Source organism: Prochlorococcus marinus str. MIT 9515 (genome assembly GCF_000015665.1).
Taxonomy (GTDB): Bacteria; Cyanobacteriota; Cyanobacteriia; order PCC-6307; family Cyanobiaceae; genus Prochlorococcus_A; species Prochlorococcus_A marinus_P.
This window is the reverse complement of sequence record NC_008817.1, coordinates 1277660-1293805: the sequence shown is the minus strand read 5'-3', so window position 1 is coordinate 1293805 and position 16146 is coordinate 1277660. Positions and strand designations below refer to the sequence as shown.

Annotated in this window: 16 protein-coding genes; 10 read left to right on the top strand and 6 right to left on the bottom strand. The window is 33.0% G+C overall.

The genetic code is table 11. The annotated features are described in order from the left end of the window. Positions 1-6: 6 nt before the first annotated feature. Both trpC and P9515_RS07025 read left to right on the top strand, forming a co-directional pair. Complete coding sequence (trpC, locus tag P9515_RS07030; RefSeq protein ID WP_011820762.1) at positions 7-894, top strand: indole-3-glycerol phosphate synthase TrpC; 888 nt, start codon at positions 7-9, stop codon at positions 892-894. A 59-nt stretch (positions 895-953) separates the two neighbouring features. Further along, positions 954-1622, top strand: a complete 669-nt coding sequence (locus tag P9515_RS07025) for a hypothetical protein (protein ID WP_011820761.1) — start codon at positions 954-956, stop codon at positions 1620-1622. Here P9515_RS07025 and sodX read toward each other — a convergent pair. From sodX to P9515_RS07010, 3 genes are all read right to left on the bottom strand, one after another. Then, positions 1619-1885 carry a nickel-type superoxide dismutase maturation protease gene (gene sodX, locus P9515_RS07020; protein ID WP_011820760.1) on the bottom strand — a complete coding sequence of 89 codons (267 nt, stop codon included), beginning with the start codon at positions 1883-1885 and terminating at the stop codon, positions 1619-1621. The two genes, P9515_RS07025 and sodX, sit on opposite strands and share 4 nt — an antisense overlap. A gap of 81 nt (positions 1886-1966) precedes the next feature. Further along, positions 1967-2440: a superoxide dismutase, Ni gene (gene sodN / locus P9515_RS07015; RefSeq protein ID WP_011820759.1), complete on the bottom strand. Its 474-nt coding sequence runs from the start codon at positions 2438-2440 to the stop codon at positions 1967-1969. Positions 2441-2514: 74 nt separating this feature from the next. Continuing rightward, positions 2515-3087, bottom strand: a complete 573-nt coding sequence (locus tag P9515_RS07010) for an FKBP-type peptidyl-prolyl cis-trans isomerase (protein WP_011820758.1) — start codon at positions 3085-3087, stop codon at positions 2515-2517. A gap of 137 nt (positions 3088-3224) precedes the next feature. On the opposite strand from P9515_RS07010, the gene P9515_RS07005 reads away from it, so the two are divergent. Continuing rightward, on the top strand, positions 3225-4667 hold the full coding sequence (locus P9515_RS07005; protein WP_225867082.1) for a carbon-nitrogen hydrolase family protein: 1443 nt from the start codon (positions 3225-3227) through the stop codon (positions 4665-4667). Here the strand turns inward: P9515_RS07005 and mnmA are convergent. Further along, positions 4641-5813, bottom strand: coding sequence for a tRNA 2-thiouridine(34) synthase MnmA (gene mnmA / locus P9515_RS07000; protein WP_011820756.1), 1173 nt, complete (start codon positions 5811-5813; stop codon positions 4641-4643). The two genes, P9515_RS07005 and mnmA, sit on opposite strands and share 27 nt — an antisense overlap. Before the next feature lie 46 nt (positions 5814-5859). Between mnmA and P9515_RS06995 the strand changes: the two genes are divergently transcribed. Together P9515_RS06995 and P9515_RS06990 are read left to right on the top strand one after the other, a co-directional pair. After that, entirely contained in the window at positions 5860-7428 is a 1569-nt protein-coding gene (locus P9515_RS06995) for a bifunctional ADP-dependent NAD(P)H-hydrate dehydratase/NAD(P)H-hydrate epimerase (protein ID WP_011820755.1), read from the top strand. A gap of 143 nt (positions 7429-7571) precedes the next feature. Beyond that, complete coding sequence (locus P9515_RS06990; protein ID WP_011820754.1) at positions 7572-8513, top strand: RpoD/SigA family RNA polymerase sigma factor; 942 nt, start codon at positions 7572-7574, stop codon at positions 8511-8513. 1 nt (position 8514) lies between these two features. Here P9515_RS06990 and pdhA read toward each other — a convergent pair whose 3' ends face one another. Then, positions 8515-9552, bottom strand: coding sequence for a pyruvate dehydrogenase (acetyl-transferring) E1 component subunit alpha (gene pdhA / locus P9515_RS06985; RefSeq protein WP_011820753.1), 1038 nt, complete (start codon positions 9550-9552; stop codon positions 8515-8517). Between the two features lie 149 nt (positions 9553-9701). Here pdhA and P9515_RS06980 point away from each other — a divergent pair, with 149 nt between their 5' ends. From P9515_RS06980 to P9515_RS06960, 5 genes are all read left to right on the top strand, one after another. Further along, complete coding sequence (locus tag P9515_RS06980) at positions 9702-11819, top strand: IMS domain-containing protein (RefSeq protein ID WP_011820752.1); 2118 nt, start codon at positions 9702-9704, stop codon at positions 11817-11819. A 50-nt stretch (positions 11820-11869) separates the two neighbouring features. Beyond that, the gene (gene ffh / locus P9515_RS06975; protein WP_011820751.1) at positions 11870-13348 is read left to right on the top strand and encodes a signal recognition particle protein; all 1479 of its coding nucleotides are present in this window, start codon (positions 11870-11872) and stop codon (positions 13346-13348) included. A 55-nt stretch (positions 13349-13403) separates the two neighbouring features. Continuing rightward, entirely contained in the window at positions 13404-13748 is a 345-nt protein-coding gene (gene rpsP, locus P9515_RS06970; RefSeq protein WP_011820750.1) for a 30S ribosomal protein S16, read from the top strand. A 34-nt stretch (positions 13749-13782) separates the two neighbouring features. Continuing rightward, positions 13783-14739, top strand: coding sequence for a PhoH family protein (locus P9515_RS06965; RefSeq protein WP_011820749.1), 957 nt, complete (start codon positions 13783-13785; stop codon positions 14737-14739). Positions 14740-14812: 73 nt separating this feature from the next. Then, a complete protein-coding gene (locus tag P9515_RS06960) occupies positions 14813-15550 on the top strand; it encodes a Bax inhibitor-1/YccA family protein (protein WP_011820748.1) in 738 nt (245 codons plus the stop codon). Between the two features lie 60 nt (positions 15551-15610). Here the strand turns inward: P9515_RS06960 and P9515_RS06955 are convergent, their stop codons facing one another. Next, positions 15611-16138: a hypothetical protein gene (locus tag P9515_RS06955; protein WP_011820747.1), complete on the bottom strand. Its 528-nt coding sequence runs from the start codon at positions 16136-16138 to the stop codon at positions 15611-15613. Positions 16139-16146: the final 8 nt, after the last annotated feature.

The following is a 16146-nucleotide window of genomic DNA, read 5'->3' as shown; positions in this document are numbered from 1 at the left end:
TTTTTTATGGAAATAAGACGTAGGCCACCAAATCCAACAGTTAGGGTAGAAAATTTAGAGTATGCCGTTCCTCATAGAGAGGCAAAAGCAAAAAATATTCTTGAAGAAATTGTTTGGTACAAAGATATTGAAATCAAGAATTTCAAGAAAATAGTCTCACTTGAAGATCTGATAAAAAAGCTTGATAAACTTCCCCCAACAAAAGATTTTGGTAAAAGTATTTTACAATCCAAAATCAAACCGGGAGTAATTGCTGAGATTAAAAAAGCTAGTCCTAGTAAAGGGGTGATTAGAGAAGACTTTAGACCAAATGAAATTGCTTTTAGTTATGAAAGATCTGGGGCCTCATGTATCTCTGTGCTTACTGATAAAAGATTTTTTCAAGGGAGTTATGAAATACTTCAAGATGTCCGAGGAGCTACTAATCTGCCTTTGCTCTGCAAAGATTTTATTATTTCTGCTTATCAAATATATAAAGCGAGAGTATCTGGTGCTGATGCAATATTATTAATTGCCGCAATATTAAGCGATGATGATTTATTTTATTTGAAGAAAATTGCAGACAATTTAGGGATGAGTGTTTTAGTTGAAGTTCATGATGAGCAAGAACTTAAAAGAATATTGAGTTTTAAATTATTTGATTTAATAGGAATTAATAATAGAGACTTGAAGACTTTTAAAACTGATCTAAAAACATCAATAGAAATGATGAGTAAATATTCCGATATATTTTCAAAACATAATATTATTCCTATTAGTGAATCTGGAATAAACAACTCTGAAGAGTTAAAAAAGCTTGTTTCAATTGGAATTAAGGGAGTTTTAATTGGAGAAAGGTTTATGAGGGAATGTGATATTGAACACTCTTTTAAAAAATTATTTAAATCAATTTAATTTAGGGTTGATATTTGTGCTATAAATCTGAGTATTATAAGGTTGTATTTTATTTATAAATGCAGGTTGTAATAGTAACTGGAATCATTGCTGGATTTGTTCATGTAGTAAGTGGTGCTGATCATCTTATTGCCATGGCACCATCAGCAATTACAAGTCCAAAAATTGCAGCAAAAAATAGTATCTCATGGGGTTTAGGACATTCTTCAGGAGTGATATTTTTAGCTGTTCTAGCAGTTTTCATAAAGGATATTACCCCTTTAAGTAAATTTTCTAACTTTGCTGAATTTTTTGTTGGAATCTCACTTCTTATTGTTGGAGTCTTTGCCATAAAAAATTCTTTACCTTTAAATATTCACTCTCATTCTCATCAACATAATGGCGTAGCTCATCATCATCTTCATTTTCATAGTGAAGCAAAAAAAAAGGATAATAAACATTCACATGCATTGACAGGTTTAGGTCTCCTTCATGGTTTAGCAGGCGGTTCTCATATTCTTGCAGTACTTCCAGCATTAGCTTTACCGCTTATTAGTGCGTCTGCTTATTTGATATCGTATTTGATTGGTTCTTTAGCAAGTATGATTTTATTTACTGGTCTAATATCTTTAACAACTTTAAATACAGGGCAAAAATTTCTTAGAAGGTTAATAGCTTTTGCTGGGGGCTTATCTTTTTCTATGGGCTTATTTTGGGTGCAAAAGAGTACTGCTCTTTTTTTGACCTAAAAGATTTTTTTAATACTAGAAGTAACTATTCCAATAATTTTTTCATTGCTAATAGAACCAAATTTATTGCTGTCATCACTATATTCAATATTATCCCCAAAAACTTCGATACTATTTTTACTAATTTTACCTATCCTTTTAATCAGCTTTATGTTTTTAAGAGGATGATAGAAAATAACTATTTGACCCACTTTTAAGAGTGATTTGTTTTTAATATATTTTTTAAAAAAAACTATATCACTTTCTTTTAAAGTAGGAAGCATAGAATTACCGCATACAATTGCTGTTTTTCTTAATCCGAAAAAAAATGCAATTAAATCTAAAAAGTTTTTTAAAATGATAAACTAGCTTGCTTTTACGAAAGCATCACTTCTTCCTTTAGATTCCCAAAAAATAGTATGTATTTTTTCTACATAATTCATTAACTCTTCTGCTTGAGTTAAATCGATATTTACTTTGCAAGCACTACATAATTTTGCTGCTTTCCAAATTGTCTCATATAGTTCTGGATAAGTTTCTAAGTGAACTGGCTTGAAATAATCTGTCCACAAAATTAAAATTTCTTTTTTAGTTTCTTTAGCCTGTTCTTCTTTAACTGCGACAAACCTGGAAAAGGTATTACTGTAAGCAGCCCAATCTCCCGAGTCAGTACTTGAAGGAGGAGTAAGCGCAAGAAGCTTCTTGGTCATTGCCAATACTGCTTCTGCAGCAACTCTTGCAGAAGCGGGATCATAAACGCCACATGGCCCGTCACAATGAGCATGAACTTCCAATTTAGAATTTTTATTTAAAAAAGAATTTAATAATTTAGTTAACATTCGTTTTTGTATAACTGAATATATCTTACTTGTTGTTTAACTAAATTGAAAAGTTTTGGATGTTATTTCTTACTTTAATTGACTTTTAATAATTCAACTTCAAAAATTAAAGTTGCATTTGCAGGAATTACATTTCCAGCTCCTCTTGTTCCGTAACCTAATTCAGGAGGTATTGTTAATTTTCTTTTCCCTCCTACTTTCATTCCAGCTACTCCTTCATCCCAACCCTTAATTACTCTTCCAGCACCTAATGGGAAACTGAATGGCGCCCTACCAATACTGGTATCAAATTGGGTTCCATCCTCTAGAATTCCAGTATAATTAACAGTAACTGTTTGTCCTGAGTTAGCTTCATCTCCCTCTCCTTTAACCATATCTAAAATAATCAATCCACTTTCTGTAGTTCTAGAGTTGCTGTCTTCTTGTGTTTCTTCAACCATGGCAAAAAGTATTGGGTTTGGGTCAGATGGGTCTAGTTCGAATATGTTGGTATTCGAAACATTAGATGATTTTGTAGTAGGTATTTTATTTACGATTTCAGTTTTTGATTCAGATGCATTAACAACTTGAGGAGAATTAAATTGACTAAAAAGAGTTAATGAAATGCAAAATACAAAAATCGTAAAACTAATTAAAACTTCTTTCACTGAATTTAAAAAGTTACTACATTTAATACTACAGAAAAAGGTACAATAATTTATGTTTTTTAAAAAATTAATTTAGAAATTTTATATTGTTAAACAACACTCAACACAAAAAGTTTAATAGTTATTTTTACCCGTGTTTGGGAGGTGTCTTCGGAGGAATTGCTACCTCAAATCAATTGTGGTTGTTTTTCATGCCAATATCATTGTTTATTTTATGGAGTGGAAATGATAAAAAATTAGCAAACTTTATTTGGGGGTTTTTCTTTATTTTAGTAAGTCATTCTTGGCTTCTTGAACTTCACCCATTGACCTGGCTAGGTTTTTCCTCGATATCAAGTTTTATTATCGCCATTTCAATATTGTTAGGTTGTTCTTTGATTGGAGGAATATTGGTCTCTTTATGGGGTCTTTTAAGCAGGATAATTTATCTCAAAAAAAATATTTCTGAAATGAACTTTTTACCATTAATTACAAAAGTTTTATTGTTATCTTTTTCCTGGGGTATAGGAGAATTCATTCTTTCCCAAACGCCTCTTTTTTGGATAGGTTTAGGCGAAGGAATAGTTCCAGGAGACATGTATCTTGCTGGTTTAGCAAGATGGATTGGTGCAAGTGGTTTATGTATAGTGCAATTAATTATAGGTTTTTGGTTATATTTGATTTATGAGAAATGGAAAAGAAAATATCATTTAAAAAAAACAATCCTTTTTGGGCTTTTGATAATTGTCATTTTACATTTTATTGGAGGCCTAACAAAACCAATTGATAGAAATAATGACTTTCCCGTAGCTCTATGGCAACCTAACATGCCCACAAGAGAGAAAATTTATTTTAATAATGAATTTATGAATGATAGATTGATTGCTGCTCAAAAAATTGCTTTATCTAATAAAGCAAAACTCCTTATTACTCCTGAAGGAACTTTCAATAATAATTTCAATTTATCTTTCAAAAGTAAAATTGAAATGTTAGCAGGAGGTTTTAGAAACTCTGCAAATGGCCTAAGAAGTTCATTGCTTGGATATCAAGTTGGAGATAAAACCCATTCATCATTCATTGATAAAAATAGACTTGTACCTTTGGGGGAGAAAGTTCCAAGATTCTTAAATATTTTCTCTAAAGGACTTTCTGCAGTCGGAGGTATTCAACCAGGCCCAAATTCAAGATTATTTGAATGGAAATTCACTCCGCCACTTGCAATAGCCATTTGTTACGAAATTAGTGATGAATTTAAAATACGAAATGCTGTAAAAAGTGGCGCAGAACTAATAATTTCTGTAGCCAACTTAGATCCTTATCCAACCAAGCTTCATGATCAATTCATTTCTTTGGCAAGTTTAAGAAGTATAGAAAATAAAAAAGATAATGTGATTGTTTCAAATACTGGCCCCTCCGGAATAATAAGTGAAGAAGGAAGAGTAATTAAACTATTTGATCCTAATACTGAGCAAAATGAAGTTGTAAATCCTAATTTCTCTAAAGTAAAAACTTTCTACACAAGGTATGGGGAAAGGCCTTTGTTTTTATTATTTTTATTTTTAGTCGGATTAAATTTATTTTTTGGAAAATTCACTAATTAATCCGCCCCCTAATAGAATTTCACCTTTATAGAAAACTGCAGCTTGACCAGGAGTGACTGAGCTTTGGTTATCTTCGAAAATTAATTTAAACCTTTTAGTCAAATTATCTTTACTTTTTAAAGGAACTAAAATTCCTTTTACTGGTTCGCTCCTATATCTTATTTGTGCTTCTACTTCTATCTCTTTTATAGGCGCTTCAATTGATACCCAGTTAACTTCTTTAATTATGGCTTCTCTTTTTAAAAGGTCATTTTTGTTCGCGACATATACTATATTTTTTTGTTTATCTAAACTTTCTACGTACAAGGGCTCTGGCCATGCAATACCCAAACCTTTTCTTTGCCCAATTGTGAAATGTTGAATTCCATTATGAGTGCCAAGAGTTTTTCCATTTATATGTTTGATTTCACCATTTTTCGTTTTTACATGATTATCAATAAATTTCTGCATAGATCCATAATGTTCAACTAAACATAGATCTTGACTTTCTGGTTTTTTTGCAGTTCTAAGTCCTAATCTTAAGGCCTCTTTTCTTGTTTCTTCTTTTTTAAGATCTCCTAGTGGAAGTATTAATCTGCTTAATACTTCTTGGGAAAGACTATAAAGAAAATAACTCTGATCTTTATTTCTATCAGCCCCCCTTAGGAGTAAGAAATCCTTGAATTGGAAATTCTCAGAGTTGTTGATGTGTTCGCAAGAACTTTTTATAACCCTTGCGTAGTGACCAGTAGCAATATAAGTAAACTCTTTTTGTTTGATAACAAATTTGAGCATTTCTTCAAATTTTACATTCTTATTGCACATCGAGCATGGAAGTGGAGTATAGCCCGATTCATATCCCTCTGTAGTCTTTTTAATTACTTCCCTTTCAAAAATTACTCTCGAATCTAATATATTATGTTGAATTCCTAAATCTTCACATAGACCAGCTGCGTCAACTAATCCTTCAGAACAGCAAGAACCTTCTCCTTTCATTAACCAAAGAGTTAGGCCTTCAACTTTCCAACCATCTTCCATGAGAAGAGCCGCTGATAAGGAACTATCTACTCCACCTGAAAGACCAACTACAATATGTTTTTGTTTTTTGGATTTATTATTAATAGAGGAACAGTTTTCTAATTTTTTATCCTTTAGAGTCTTTAACATGGAATTTAAAAAATTTTGAATACTTTTAAATAGCTTTGAACTAATTATGAAAGAAATTGGATGGCCAACAATTGACTCTAAACATCTAGTTGTTTATTCAAAGCAAATGTTGGATCTAGAGAATCGAATGTTTTCAAAAGGAATGCCTCAAGAGGCATTGATGGAAAAGGCTGGGATTCAGATATCTAGATGGCTTTTGAAAAGAAAATTTCTTTTAAATAAGGGAGTAATAGTTTTGATAGGTCCAGGACATAATGGTGGGGATGGGGCAGTAATTGCTAAAGAGCTTTTTTTAAAGGGATATCTAGTTAAATTATGGTGCCCATTTCCTCTAAAAAAAACATTAACAATTAATTATGTAAATTATCTTACAACTATTGGAGTTGAAAAATTATTAGAACCACCTAATCCTGATGAAAAACATTTATGGATTGACGCTATTTTTGGTAATAATCAAAAAAGAAAAGTTGATGAGGAATTAATTGAATTACTTAATAAAAAATTTAATAAAAAATCTGGCAAGGTTGTAAGCGTGGATGTTCCAACGGGGCTCTGTCCTAATTCCGGAAAACCCTTCTCACAAAATGCTGTAAAAGCTAACTATAGTTTAGTTATAGGACTTAACAAGATTGGATTATTACAAGACACTGCATTAGCTTATGTTGGCGAATTACATCACATTGATATAGGTATAACTAAAGATCAATTATCTAAATTAAAAAGTCAGATCACAAAAATTACTCTTGAAGATTTAAAAACGATTAATCTGCCTTTATTACCTAAAAATTCTAGTAAATACAAGCGAGGTAGATCATTATTAATTGCGGGAAGTGAAAAGTATCCTGGGGCGGCACGTTTAGCAATTAAAGGAGCTATTTCGAGTGGAGCAGGATTTGTATCCGCAATCCTCCCTGAATTGGTGGCAAAATCTATTTGGCAAGTAGAACCAGAAGTAGTGATAAAAGGAAGACTTAAAAGTGATCTTGATGGAAATTCAATTTTATTTGATGCCTTAAAGAACATTGATCTTTCTTGTTATGATTCAATAGTTATTGGCCCAGGAATTGGATTAAATTATGGTGACTGGGAAAAATCAACGGAATACTTATTAGGTTTTAAAGGTTTATTAATTCTTGATGCGGATGCACTTAACAGAATTTCTAAATCGAATTTGGGATCTAAATTCTTCTTAGAAAGAAAGTCTCAAACTTGGATTACTCCACATAATAAAGAGTTTTTAAGGTTATTCCCTGAGATGGATAGTACGAACAGGGTTGAATTAGCTATAAAGGCAGCTAAAGAATTTAATATTAGTATTTTATTAAAAGGTGCAAATAGCGTCATTGCTAATTATGAAAGAGCATGGCAACTTTGTGAAACTGATGCTGAGACTGCAAGAGCAGGTTTAGGAGATCTTTTATCTGGATTTATTGGTGGATGTTCATCAATAGACCTATCTCATCCAAGTAATCTTATTAAGACTGAATCTTTAGCAAAATATGTATTTTTACACTCTATAGCTGCATCAAAGTGTAAAAAAGGATCAACTTCATCAGTAATAGGAGATGAATTATCTAAATTAATGAGAAAAACAAAAGCGAGACAAATGTCATGAAAGAAACAATTATTACCAGTTTTTTATAGTTTTAAACACATAACTACACAATTTATACCTGAAATCTGAAGCCGGTATTAAGTAATCGGGTATTTCTTAAAAAGTATAGGAAAGTTTTAATACCTCATTATTTAGGTATAAAAATGGCTTCATCAGTATCAACATCAACTGAACCACAAAAAAGAAGAGGTAATGATCCTATTAGTTGGTACCTTTCTAATATTGGCCGTGTTCCCTTATTAACACCTGCTGAGGAAATTGAATTGGGTAACCAAGTCCAAAAAATGATGACTCTCACTGAAGATGGACAATTAAACGAAAAAACAAAAGAATTTACCCCTCAACAAAAAAGAACAATAAAAATAGGAAGAAGAGCAAAGGAGAGAATGATGAAAGCTAATTTGAGGCTAGTTGTTAGTGTTGCGAAAAAATATCAAGGTAAAGGATTAGAACTTTTGGATTTGGTACAAGAAGGCTCTTTAGGCTTAGAGAGAGCTGTCGAGAAATTTGATCCTACAAGAGGATATAAATTTTCTACATATGCATTTTGGTGGATTCGCCAAAGTATGACAAGAGCAATTGCTTGTCAATCCAGAACTATACGTTTACCTGTTCATTTAAGTGAGAGACTAGCCACTATTAGGAAAGTCAGTAGGGAGTTAGCTCATAAACTTGGTGCAATGCCAAGTAGGATTGAAATAGCAGAAGCAATGGAAATTGATGTAGAGGAACTAGATTCTGTATTGAGACAAGCTTTATCTACTAGCAGTTTGGACGCACCAGTAAATGGAGATGATGGAAGGAGTTTCTTAGGTGACCTTATCGCAGATAGTAATAATGAAGAGCCCTTAGATCAAGTTGAGCAGAAAATGCATCAAGAGCAGTTAGGGAAGTGGTTAACTCATTTAAGTGAGCAAGAACAGCATGTTCTGAAGTTGAGATTCGGATTAGATGGAAACGAGAGACATACCTTGGCTGAGATAGGAAGATTACTTGAAGTCTCTAGAGAAAGGGTAAGACAGGTAGAACTGAAGGCTCTTAGAAAATTAAGAAACTTAACCAGAAAATTACCTAGTGGAATTTAATTTAATCTTCTGCCCAAATATATTTTGTTAATTCATTAGCAGGAGGTTCAGGAGCTTCAAGAGCATTTTTAACAGATTCAGAAATTTCTAAATCTATTTTCTTTTCTATACTCTTTAATTCCTCTTCTTTCGCAAAATCTCCCTCTATCATAAGTTTTGCTAATTTCTTAATAGGATCTCTTTTCCCCCAGAATTCTTTTTCTTCTTCAGCTCTTAATTCATCTGGATCTGCCAAAGAATGACCTCTAAATCTGTAAGTTAAGCATTCGAGTAGAGTAGGACCCTCACCTGCTCTAGCTCTTTCTACTGCTCTTTGTGCCGCCCCTCTCACGGCTAATACGTCCATTCCATCAACTTCTTCACCATGCATCCCGAAAGCCGATGCTTTTCTCCATATTTCCGGGTCGCTTGTAGCTCTGTCATGAGCCATGCCTATAGCCCATTTATTGTTTTCAACTACAAAAATTATTGGAAGTTTCCATAATTGAGCCATATTTAAACATTCAAAAAACTGCCCATTATTACAAGTCCCATCTCCAAAGAAAGCAGCTGTTACAGAGTCGCTTTGGCTGTCACCTGCAACTACTTTTTTATATTTACTTGAAAAAGCTGACCCTAAAGCAACTGGAATGCCCTCACCAATAAAAGCATATCCTCCTAAGAGATGATGTTCTTTTGAGAACAAATGCATAGAACCGCCTCTGCCTTTACTGCATCCTGTGGCCTTGCCGAATAATTCACTCATCACTTCAAAAGAAGGGACACCTGCACTTAGAGCATGAACATGATCGCGGTAGGTACTACAAAACCAGTCGTGCTTCCTTTTCATTGCACCTATGACACCAGTGCTAATAGCTTCTTGGCCATTGTAAAGATGTACGAATCCAAACATCTTGCCTCTGTAGTACATCTCTGCACATTTATCTTCAAATCTTCGACCAAGCGTCATATCTTCATAGAGAAATAATCCTGTTTCACGATCTAACTTCGCTTTTTTGAAATCCTGAAGATTTGAAATTCTCTCTAAGTGTGTTTCCAAGAAAATACCTTAATGAAGTTTTGATTTGTTAACATTCTAAGCTTCAATGGACAATTTTTATGTTTTTTTTTAATAACTCTCCAAGACCTTATGAAAAAAAAATATAAATTGATAAAATTCATTTAAAGGATTTTCAATAGGATATTTGTTTGGAACTTCCATTAGACCACTTTCGTTTAATTGGCGTAAGCCCCTCAGCAACGTCTGAGGAAATATTAAGAGCTTTTCAATTACGTTTGGATAAAACTCCCGATGTAGGATTTACCAACGAGGTTTTAACTCAAAGATCTGAATTGCTTCGCCTTACTGCAGATTTACTTACAGATCCTGATAGTAGAAGAGAATACGAGAATTTATTGCTTAACGGAGCTGTAGGTTTAGATTTAGCTTCGAATAGAGAGGTTGCAGGATTAATACTTCTTTGGGAATCAGGTTTTCCTAAAGAGGCCTTCAAAATAACAAGAAAAGCATTACAGCCTCCTCAAACCCCTGCTTTAGGTAGTAGTAGAGAAGCTGACCTTACCTTGTTATCGGCTTTGACATCAAGAGACGCAGCAATTCAAGAACAAGAGCAAAGATCATATTCCAATGCAGCAGATTTTTTACAAGAGGGTATACAGCTTCTTCAAAGGATGGGAAAGCTAGGGGAATTAAGGAAAAATCTTGAGGAGGACTTGGTTTCGCTTCTCCCTTATAGAATTCTTGACTTATTAAGTAGAGATTTAAATGAAAATGAGTCTCATAAAAAAGGTATAAGTATGTTGGAAAATTTGATAATTAAAAGAGGTGGCTTGGAAGGAAAAAATAAATCTGAATATAATAACTACCTTAATCAGCAAGAATTTGAATCTTTTTTTCAACAAATAAAACCATTTTTAACTGTTCGAGAGCAGATAGATTTATTCTTAGAGTTACAAAAAAGAGGTTCAAATGAGGCAGGCTTTTTAGCTTTTTTATCTTTAACAGCATTAGGTTTTGCGAGAAGAAAACCTGAAAAATTATTTGAAGCAAGAAAAATATTAAAAAAACTCAATTTATCAGGACTTGATTCAATGCCTTTGATAGGTTGCTTAGATTTACTTTTGGCAGATATTGATCAATCCTCAGCAAGGTTTTTAAGTAGTTCCGATGATAAGTTAAGAGAATGGTTAAATAATTATCCAGGAGAGAAGTTAGAGGCCATCTGCATTTTTTGTAAAAATTGGCTAGAAAATGATGTTTTGGTTGGGTATAGAGATATTGATTTAAAAGAAATCGATTTGGATTCTTGGTTTCAAGATAGAGAGATCCAAGAATTCATTGAACAATTAGAACAGAAATCAAATAAGACTATTTTAAAATCAAGGCTACAAAATCAAACATATTTTAAACCTCAAGAATCTTCAGAGGATTTAGACTCAACCCCTGAAATTAATTCAAGTAATTTTGAAGAAGGACGACTCCCTTTTCCTGGGGGATTTAGACAAGATCAAGAACAAAAAGAATTTATTGATGACAACAGCCAAACTGAAGAAATTATCAAAAATAAATTTATAGATTTTTATAAATACGCAATAGAAAAAATAGCTGAATTAAAATTTGTTTTTGGGGAAGCCCTAGAGAAGAATAAAATGTTTAATAAATCTCCTTATCTAGCTTATCTATATGCTTTTTTAATTTTGTTTGCTTTTGGCCTAGGTATTGGATTTTTAAGAAATACTTCCAAAAAACCTTTACAAGAAAACCAAATAAGTGATAACTCATTATTATTAAATGAAAATAAGATTAATTTTCTTAATAAAGATTTAAATCAAAACGATAAAAAAAAAGATACCAATAAATCAAAAATTATTATCCCAAGTAGTACAGAAAAAATTTCTTTTTTAGGAGAAGAGATAACTACTGCTTCTCCCTCATTGGAACAAATTAAATACATAATAAAAAATTGGCTTAATAATAAAAGTGATTTTCTATCAGGGAAAAGTCAAATTAATTTATCAAAAATAGTTCAAAAAGATTTGATTAATAGATTAAGCAGTGAAAGACAACTTGATATTCAAAAAGGTATTTACAAAAATATCAGTACGGATATTAAAAATATTGTACTTTTAACGCAAACGGCATCCAGAATAGCAGTATCAGTTGACTTGGAATATACAGAAAAAATATTCAAAACAGATGGAGAATTGATAAATGAGACAACTTTTACTCCTTTCTTAAAAGTTAAATATATTTTAGGTTTCTCAAATAACTCATGGAAATTAGTTGATTACATAAGCGGAGTTTAGGATTAGCTTTTAGTATCATCTATAATGTTCATATAAATCACGTATAACTAATGTTTGATGAACTCTCTTCACGCTTTGAAGACGCTGTTAAGGGTTTAAGAGGTGAAGCAAAAATTAGTGAAAATAATATTGATGATGCTTTAAAGCAAGTTAAAAAAGCATTATTAGATGCTGATGTTAGTTTATCGGTAGTAAAGGAATTTGTTTCAGATGTAAAAGACAAAGCTATTGGAGAAGATGTTGTAAGAGGTGTTAATCCTGGGCAGAAATTTATAGAGGTAGTCAATAAAGAATTAATAAATGTAATGGGGAATGAGAATTCCCCGTTATTCGAAAAAGAGACCCCTCCTACAGTTATTTTGATGGCAGGTTTACAAGGTGCTGGTAAAACAACAGCAACAGGTAAATTAGGCCTTTATTTGAAGGAAAAGGAAAAAAAGGTTTTATTAGTAGCAGCTGATATCTATAGACCTGCAGCTGTTGAACAACTTAAGACCATTGGTAATCAATACGATTTAGAAGTTTTCTCAGCGAAAGAAAAAGATAGTAAGCCTGAAGAAATTGCGAAGGATGCTTTGATTTATGCCAATGAAAATAATGTAGATACCTTAATTGTTGATACTGCAGGAAGATTACAAATAGATGAATTAATGATGAGTGAAATGGTTCGAATAAAAGAAGTTACAAATCCAGATGAAGTTTTACTGGTTGTAGATTCTATGATTGGACAAGAAGCTGCTGATTTGACAAAGTCATTTCATGAAAAAGTTGGAATATCGGGAGCAATATTAACTAAGTTAGATGGTGATTCAAGAGGTGGCGCAGCGCTTTCAATAAGAAAAATAAGTGGAAAACCCATAAAATTTATCGGAACTGGTGAAAAGATAGAAGCATTGCAGCCATTTCATCCTGAGAGAATGGCAAGCAGAATCCTTGGTATGGGGGATGTATTAACACTTGTTGAAAAGGCACAAAAAGAAGTTGAACTTGCGGATGCAGAGGTAATGCAAAAGAAACTTCAAGAAGCAACTTTTGACTTTAATGATTTTGTTAAACAAATGAGATTAATGAAGAGAATGGGATCTCTTGGAGGATTAATAAAATTAATACCGGGGATGAATAAAATTGATGATGGAATGATAAAAAATGGAGAAGAACAACTAAAAAAAATTGAATCAATGATTTCATCTATGACTTTAGAAGAGAAGCAAAAGCCAGAAGTCCTTGCTGCACAACCATCTAGAAGACAAAGAATTGCTCAAGGTAGCGGATATCAAGCAAAAGATGTGGATAAAGTACTTGCTGATTTTCAAAGAATGAGAGGTTTTATGAAACAAATGTCAAACGGAGGAATGCCCGGAATGGGAGGAATGCCCGGAATGGGAGGAATGCCCGGAATGGGAGGAATGCCCGGAATGGGAGGAATGCCCGGAATGGGAGGAATGCCCGGAATGGGAGGAGGGAATAGTAATAAATTTTCAAAAAAGCAAAAATCTAATAAAAAGAAAAAAGGTTTTGGGGATTTGTAATTTCTAAATAGCTACCTTTAAATGATATTATTAAATATATCTCTAATAATTTAAAATGATTAAATTGCGCCTTAAGCGCTTTGGAAAGAAAAAAGAAGCAAGTTTTAGGATAGTTGCATGCAATAGTACTTCCAGAAGAGATGGAAGACCTCTCCAAGAATTAGGTTTTTACAATCCAAGAACAAAAGAAACTAGGCTTGACACAGAAGCATTAAGAATCAGACTTACTCAGGGAGCACAACCCACTGATGTGGTTAGAACTTTACTAGAAAAGGGTGGATTATTAGAAAAAAAAGTGAGACCTTCTATTGCTATTGGTAAGGCAAATCTAGAAAAAGAAAAGATTGCGAAGGCTAAGAGTAAAGAATCTGAAAGCGCTAATAAAGAAGCTGAAAGCTAAATTTGTTTAATTTATCTTCACATACATTAATTAAATGAAAGAAGTTTCCAACACTGGTCACTTCTCAATTGATTTGCCAAATTCGGATGCTGCCACTGCATTATCTGGCCCGGGTAATTCTTTTTTAAAAAAATTTGAATCTCTTACAGGTGTCTCCTTAACTATTAGAGGCCTACAGCTTGAAATGAATGGAGTAAAACCAAAACTTGAAAGGGCTTCAGCATTGGTAGAGCTAACAAGACCAATTTGGGAACAAGGATTAGAAGTCCCAGAAGTGGATCTCAAGGCTGCACTAAGTTCTTTGAATATGGGAGAATCTTCTTCTCATGCTGAACTTGGCAAAAAGATTCTCGCTCGTTCAAAAGAGGGGCGATATTTGAGGCCAAGAACTATACGTCAAAAAGAATATGTTGAATCTATAGAGAACTTTGATTTAACTTTTGCTATTGGTCCAGCTGGCACAGGTAAAACATTTTTAGCGACTGTTTGTGCCGCTAGATTATTAAATGAGAAAAAAATTGAAAAAATTGTTTTAACAAGACCAGCTGTTGAAGCTGGTGAAAATTTAGGATTTTTGCCCGGAGATTTACAGCAAAAAGTTGATCCATACTTACGTCCTTTATTTGATTCTCTGCATAGTATCTTTGGATTTGATAAAACAAATTCATTAATTGATAAAGGCATTATTGAGGTTGCACCTTTAGCCTTTATGAGAGGGAGAACTCTTGATAATTCTATAATTATTTTAGATGAAGCTCAAAATACTACTACCTCTCAAATGAGAATGTTTTTGACTAGATTAGGTGATAGATCAAAGATGGTTGTGAATGGGGATATCACACAAATTGATTTAAAAAACGACCAGTTAAGCGGTCTAGTCGAAGCATCAAAAATCTTCTCTAACACTGATGGGATAAAGTTTTGTTATTTAAATGTTGAAGATGTGGTTCGCCACCCATTGGTTCAAAGAATAATTGAGGCCTATAAATAAACTATTACTGTGGTCATCCGTACACTGAAATGCAAAAAATCAGATAGAATGAGCGTAGTTAAAAAGGTATAAAATGCCAGCAAGTAGTAATTTTAATCAAGCGATTAGAGATGCTCAAACTAGTTCCATTGTTGGACCAAATGTAGTAAGTAAAGCTCTTCCCTACGTAGGGGGAGGAATGGTGTTAACTTCTATGGGAGTGTTGGGAGGGGTCTCATTAATAGCTACAAATCCTTCATTATTTCAACCTCTTTCTCTTGTTGCTCTAATAGCTGAATTGGTTTTGTTTTTCGTGGCAACGAGTGCGGCAAATAATGCAAATAATGCAAAGGCTTTACCTTTGTTAACAGGGTTCAGCTTGTTAACTGGATTTACATTGAGCGGGATAGTAGCTTTAGCAATTGGAACAGTTGGTATTGGATCCGTTGGTACTGCTGCACTAGCAACAGGAATTACTTTTGTAATAGCCTCATATACAGGCCAAAGAATGAGTGATAGCGTTGGACAAGCTCTTAGTGGAGTTGTTGGACTAGGCTTGATTGGTTTGTTAATAGCAATGTTTGTTCAGCTCATTGGTGGTTTCTTTGCTCCAGGAATTTTTGGAGGTTCAGGACTTGAACTTATGATTGCAGGTTTCGGAACAGTTTTATTCGTTGCAATGTCTTTCTTAGACTTTTACACAATGCCGAGAAGATATAGTGACGATCAATATCTTGCTGGTGCTCTAGGTATGTATTTAACATACATTAATTTATTTGTATTCATTCTAAGACTGATGATTGCTCTTCAAGGTGGTGGAAGAAGGAATTAAAAAATAAATTTAAACCAAAACGTCTATTTGAAGGAAGCGTAGATCTTATCTACGCTTTTTTTATTGTGCAATATCGGAAATTTGATGCTTAATAAATTCCTTTTGCTCATCATCATATTTTTTTGAATTATCAAAGCTATTTCCAAGATTGTCTAAATCATTCATTATTTGATTGATATTTTTTGTCACATAATTCGTATCTAATACTCGTAAGATGCTTTTACATCTCTCTGAAATGTTTTCAGAATTAGATTTATACTCAAGATTATTTTCTCTATCATGAACAATGATTTGAGCAGAGCTCATAATTAGATTTTTAATTACTATTTCGACTACATCCTTTCCACACTCTTGAAGTTTAAAAACAACTGAAAAAGGTAGTTTATCTAATAAATAACAATCTTGATCTGACAAAGCATATGCAAAAAAACCTCTCAATCCATTTTTTGTTTTAATTAATTCTGCCATTCTATCTGCTAACACTTCTTCGCTTAAAAGATCTTCTCCCCACTCTTTACACCATTGAGCTGATATGTTTATTGCCTGAGTAAAAGAAGCTTCTTTTAAGTTTATGGTTTTTTTTTTCATTTTTGAGC

Coding starts and splice junctions, on each gene's coding strand:
- sodN (WP_011820759.1), bottom strand. CDS start 2,440: ATGTTAACTAAATTATTAAATTCTTTTTTAAATAAAAATTCTAAATTG.
- ffh (WP_011820751.1), top strand. CDS start 11,870: ATGTTTGATGAACTCTCTTCACGCTTTGAAGACGCTGTTAAGGGTTTA.
- sodX (WP_011820760.1), bottom strand. CDS start 1,885: ATGCTTCCTACTTTAAAAGAAAGTGATATAGTTTTTTTTAAAAAATAT.
- P9515_RS06995 (WP_011820755.1), top strand. CDS start 5,860: ATGAAAGAAATTGGATGGCCAACAATTGACTCTAAACATCTAGTTGTT.
- P9515_RS06960 (WP_011820748.1), top strand. CDS start 14,813: ATGCCAGCAAGTAGTAATTTTAATCAAGCGATTAGAGATGCTCAAACT.
- P9515_RS07025 (WP_011820761.1), top strand. CDS start 954: ATGCAGGTTGTAATAGTAACTGGAATCATTGCTGGATTTGTTCATGTA.
- rpsP (WP_011820750.1), top strand. CDS start 13,404: ATGATTAAATTGCGCCTTAAGCGCTTTGGAAAGAAAAAAGAAGCAAGT.
- trpC (WP_011820762.1), top strand. CDS start 7: ATGGAAATAAGACGTAGGCCACCAAATCCAACAGTTAGGGTAGAAAAT.
- mnmA (WP_011820756.1), bottom strand. CDS start 5,813: ATGTTAAAGACTCTAAAGGATAAAAAATTAGAAAACTGTTCCTCTATT.
- P9515_RS06955 (WP_011820747.1), bottom strand. CDS start 16,138: ATGAAAAAAAAAACCATAAACTTAAAAGAAGCTTCTTTTACTCAGGCA.
- P9515_RS06990 (WP_011820754.1), top strand. CDS start 7,572: ATGGCTTCATCAGTATCAACATCAACTGAACCACAAAAAAGAAGAGGT.
- P9515_RS06965 (WP_011820749.1), top strand. CDS start 13,783: ATGAAAGAAGTTTCCAACACTGGTCACTTCTCAATTGATTTGCCAAAT.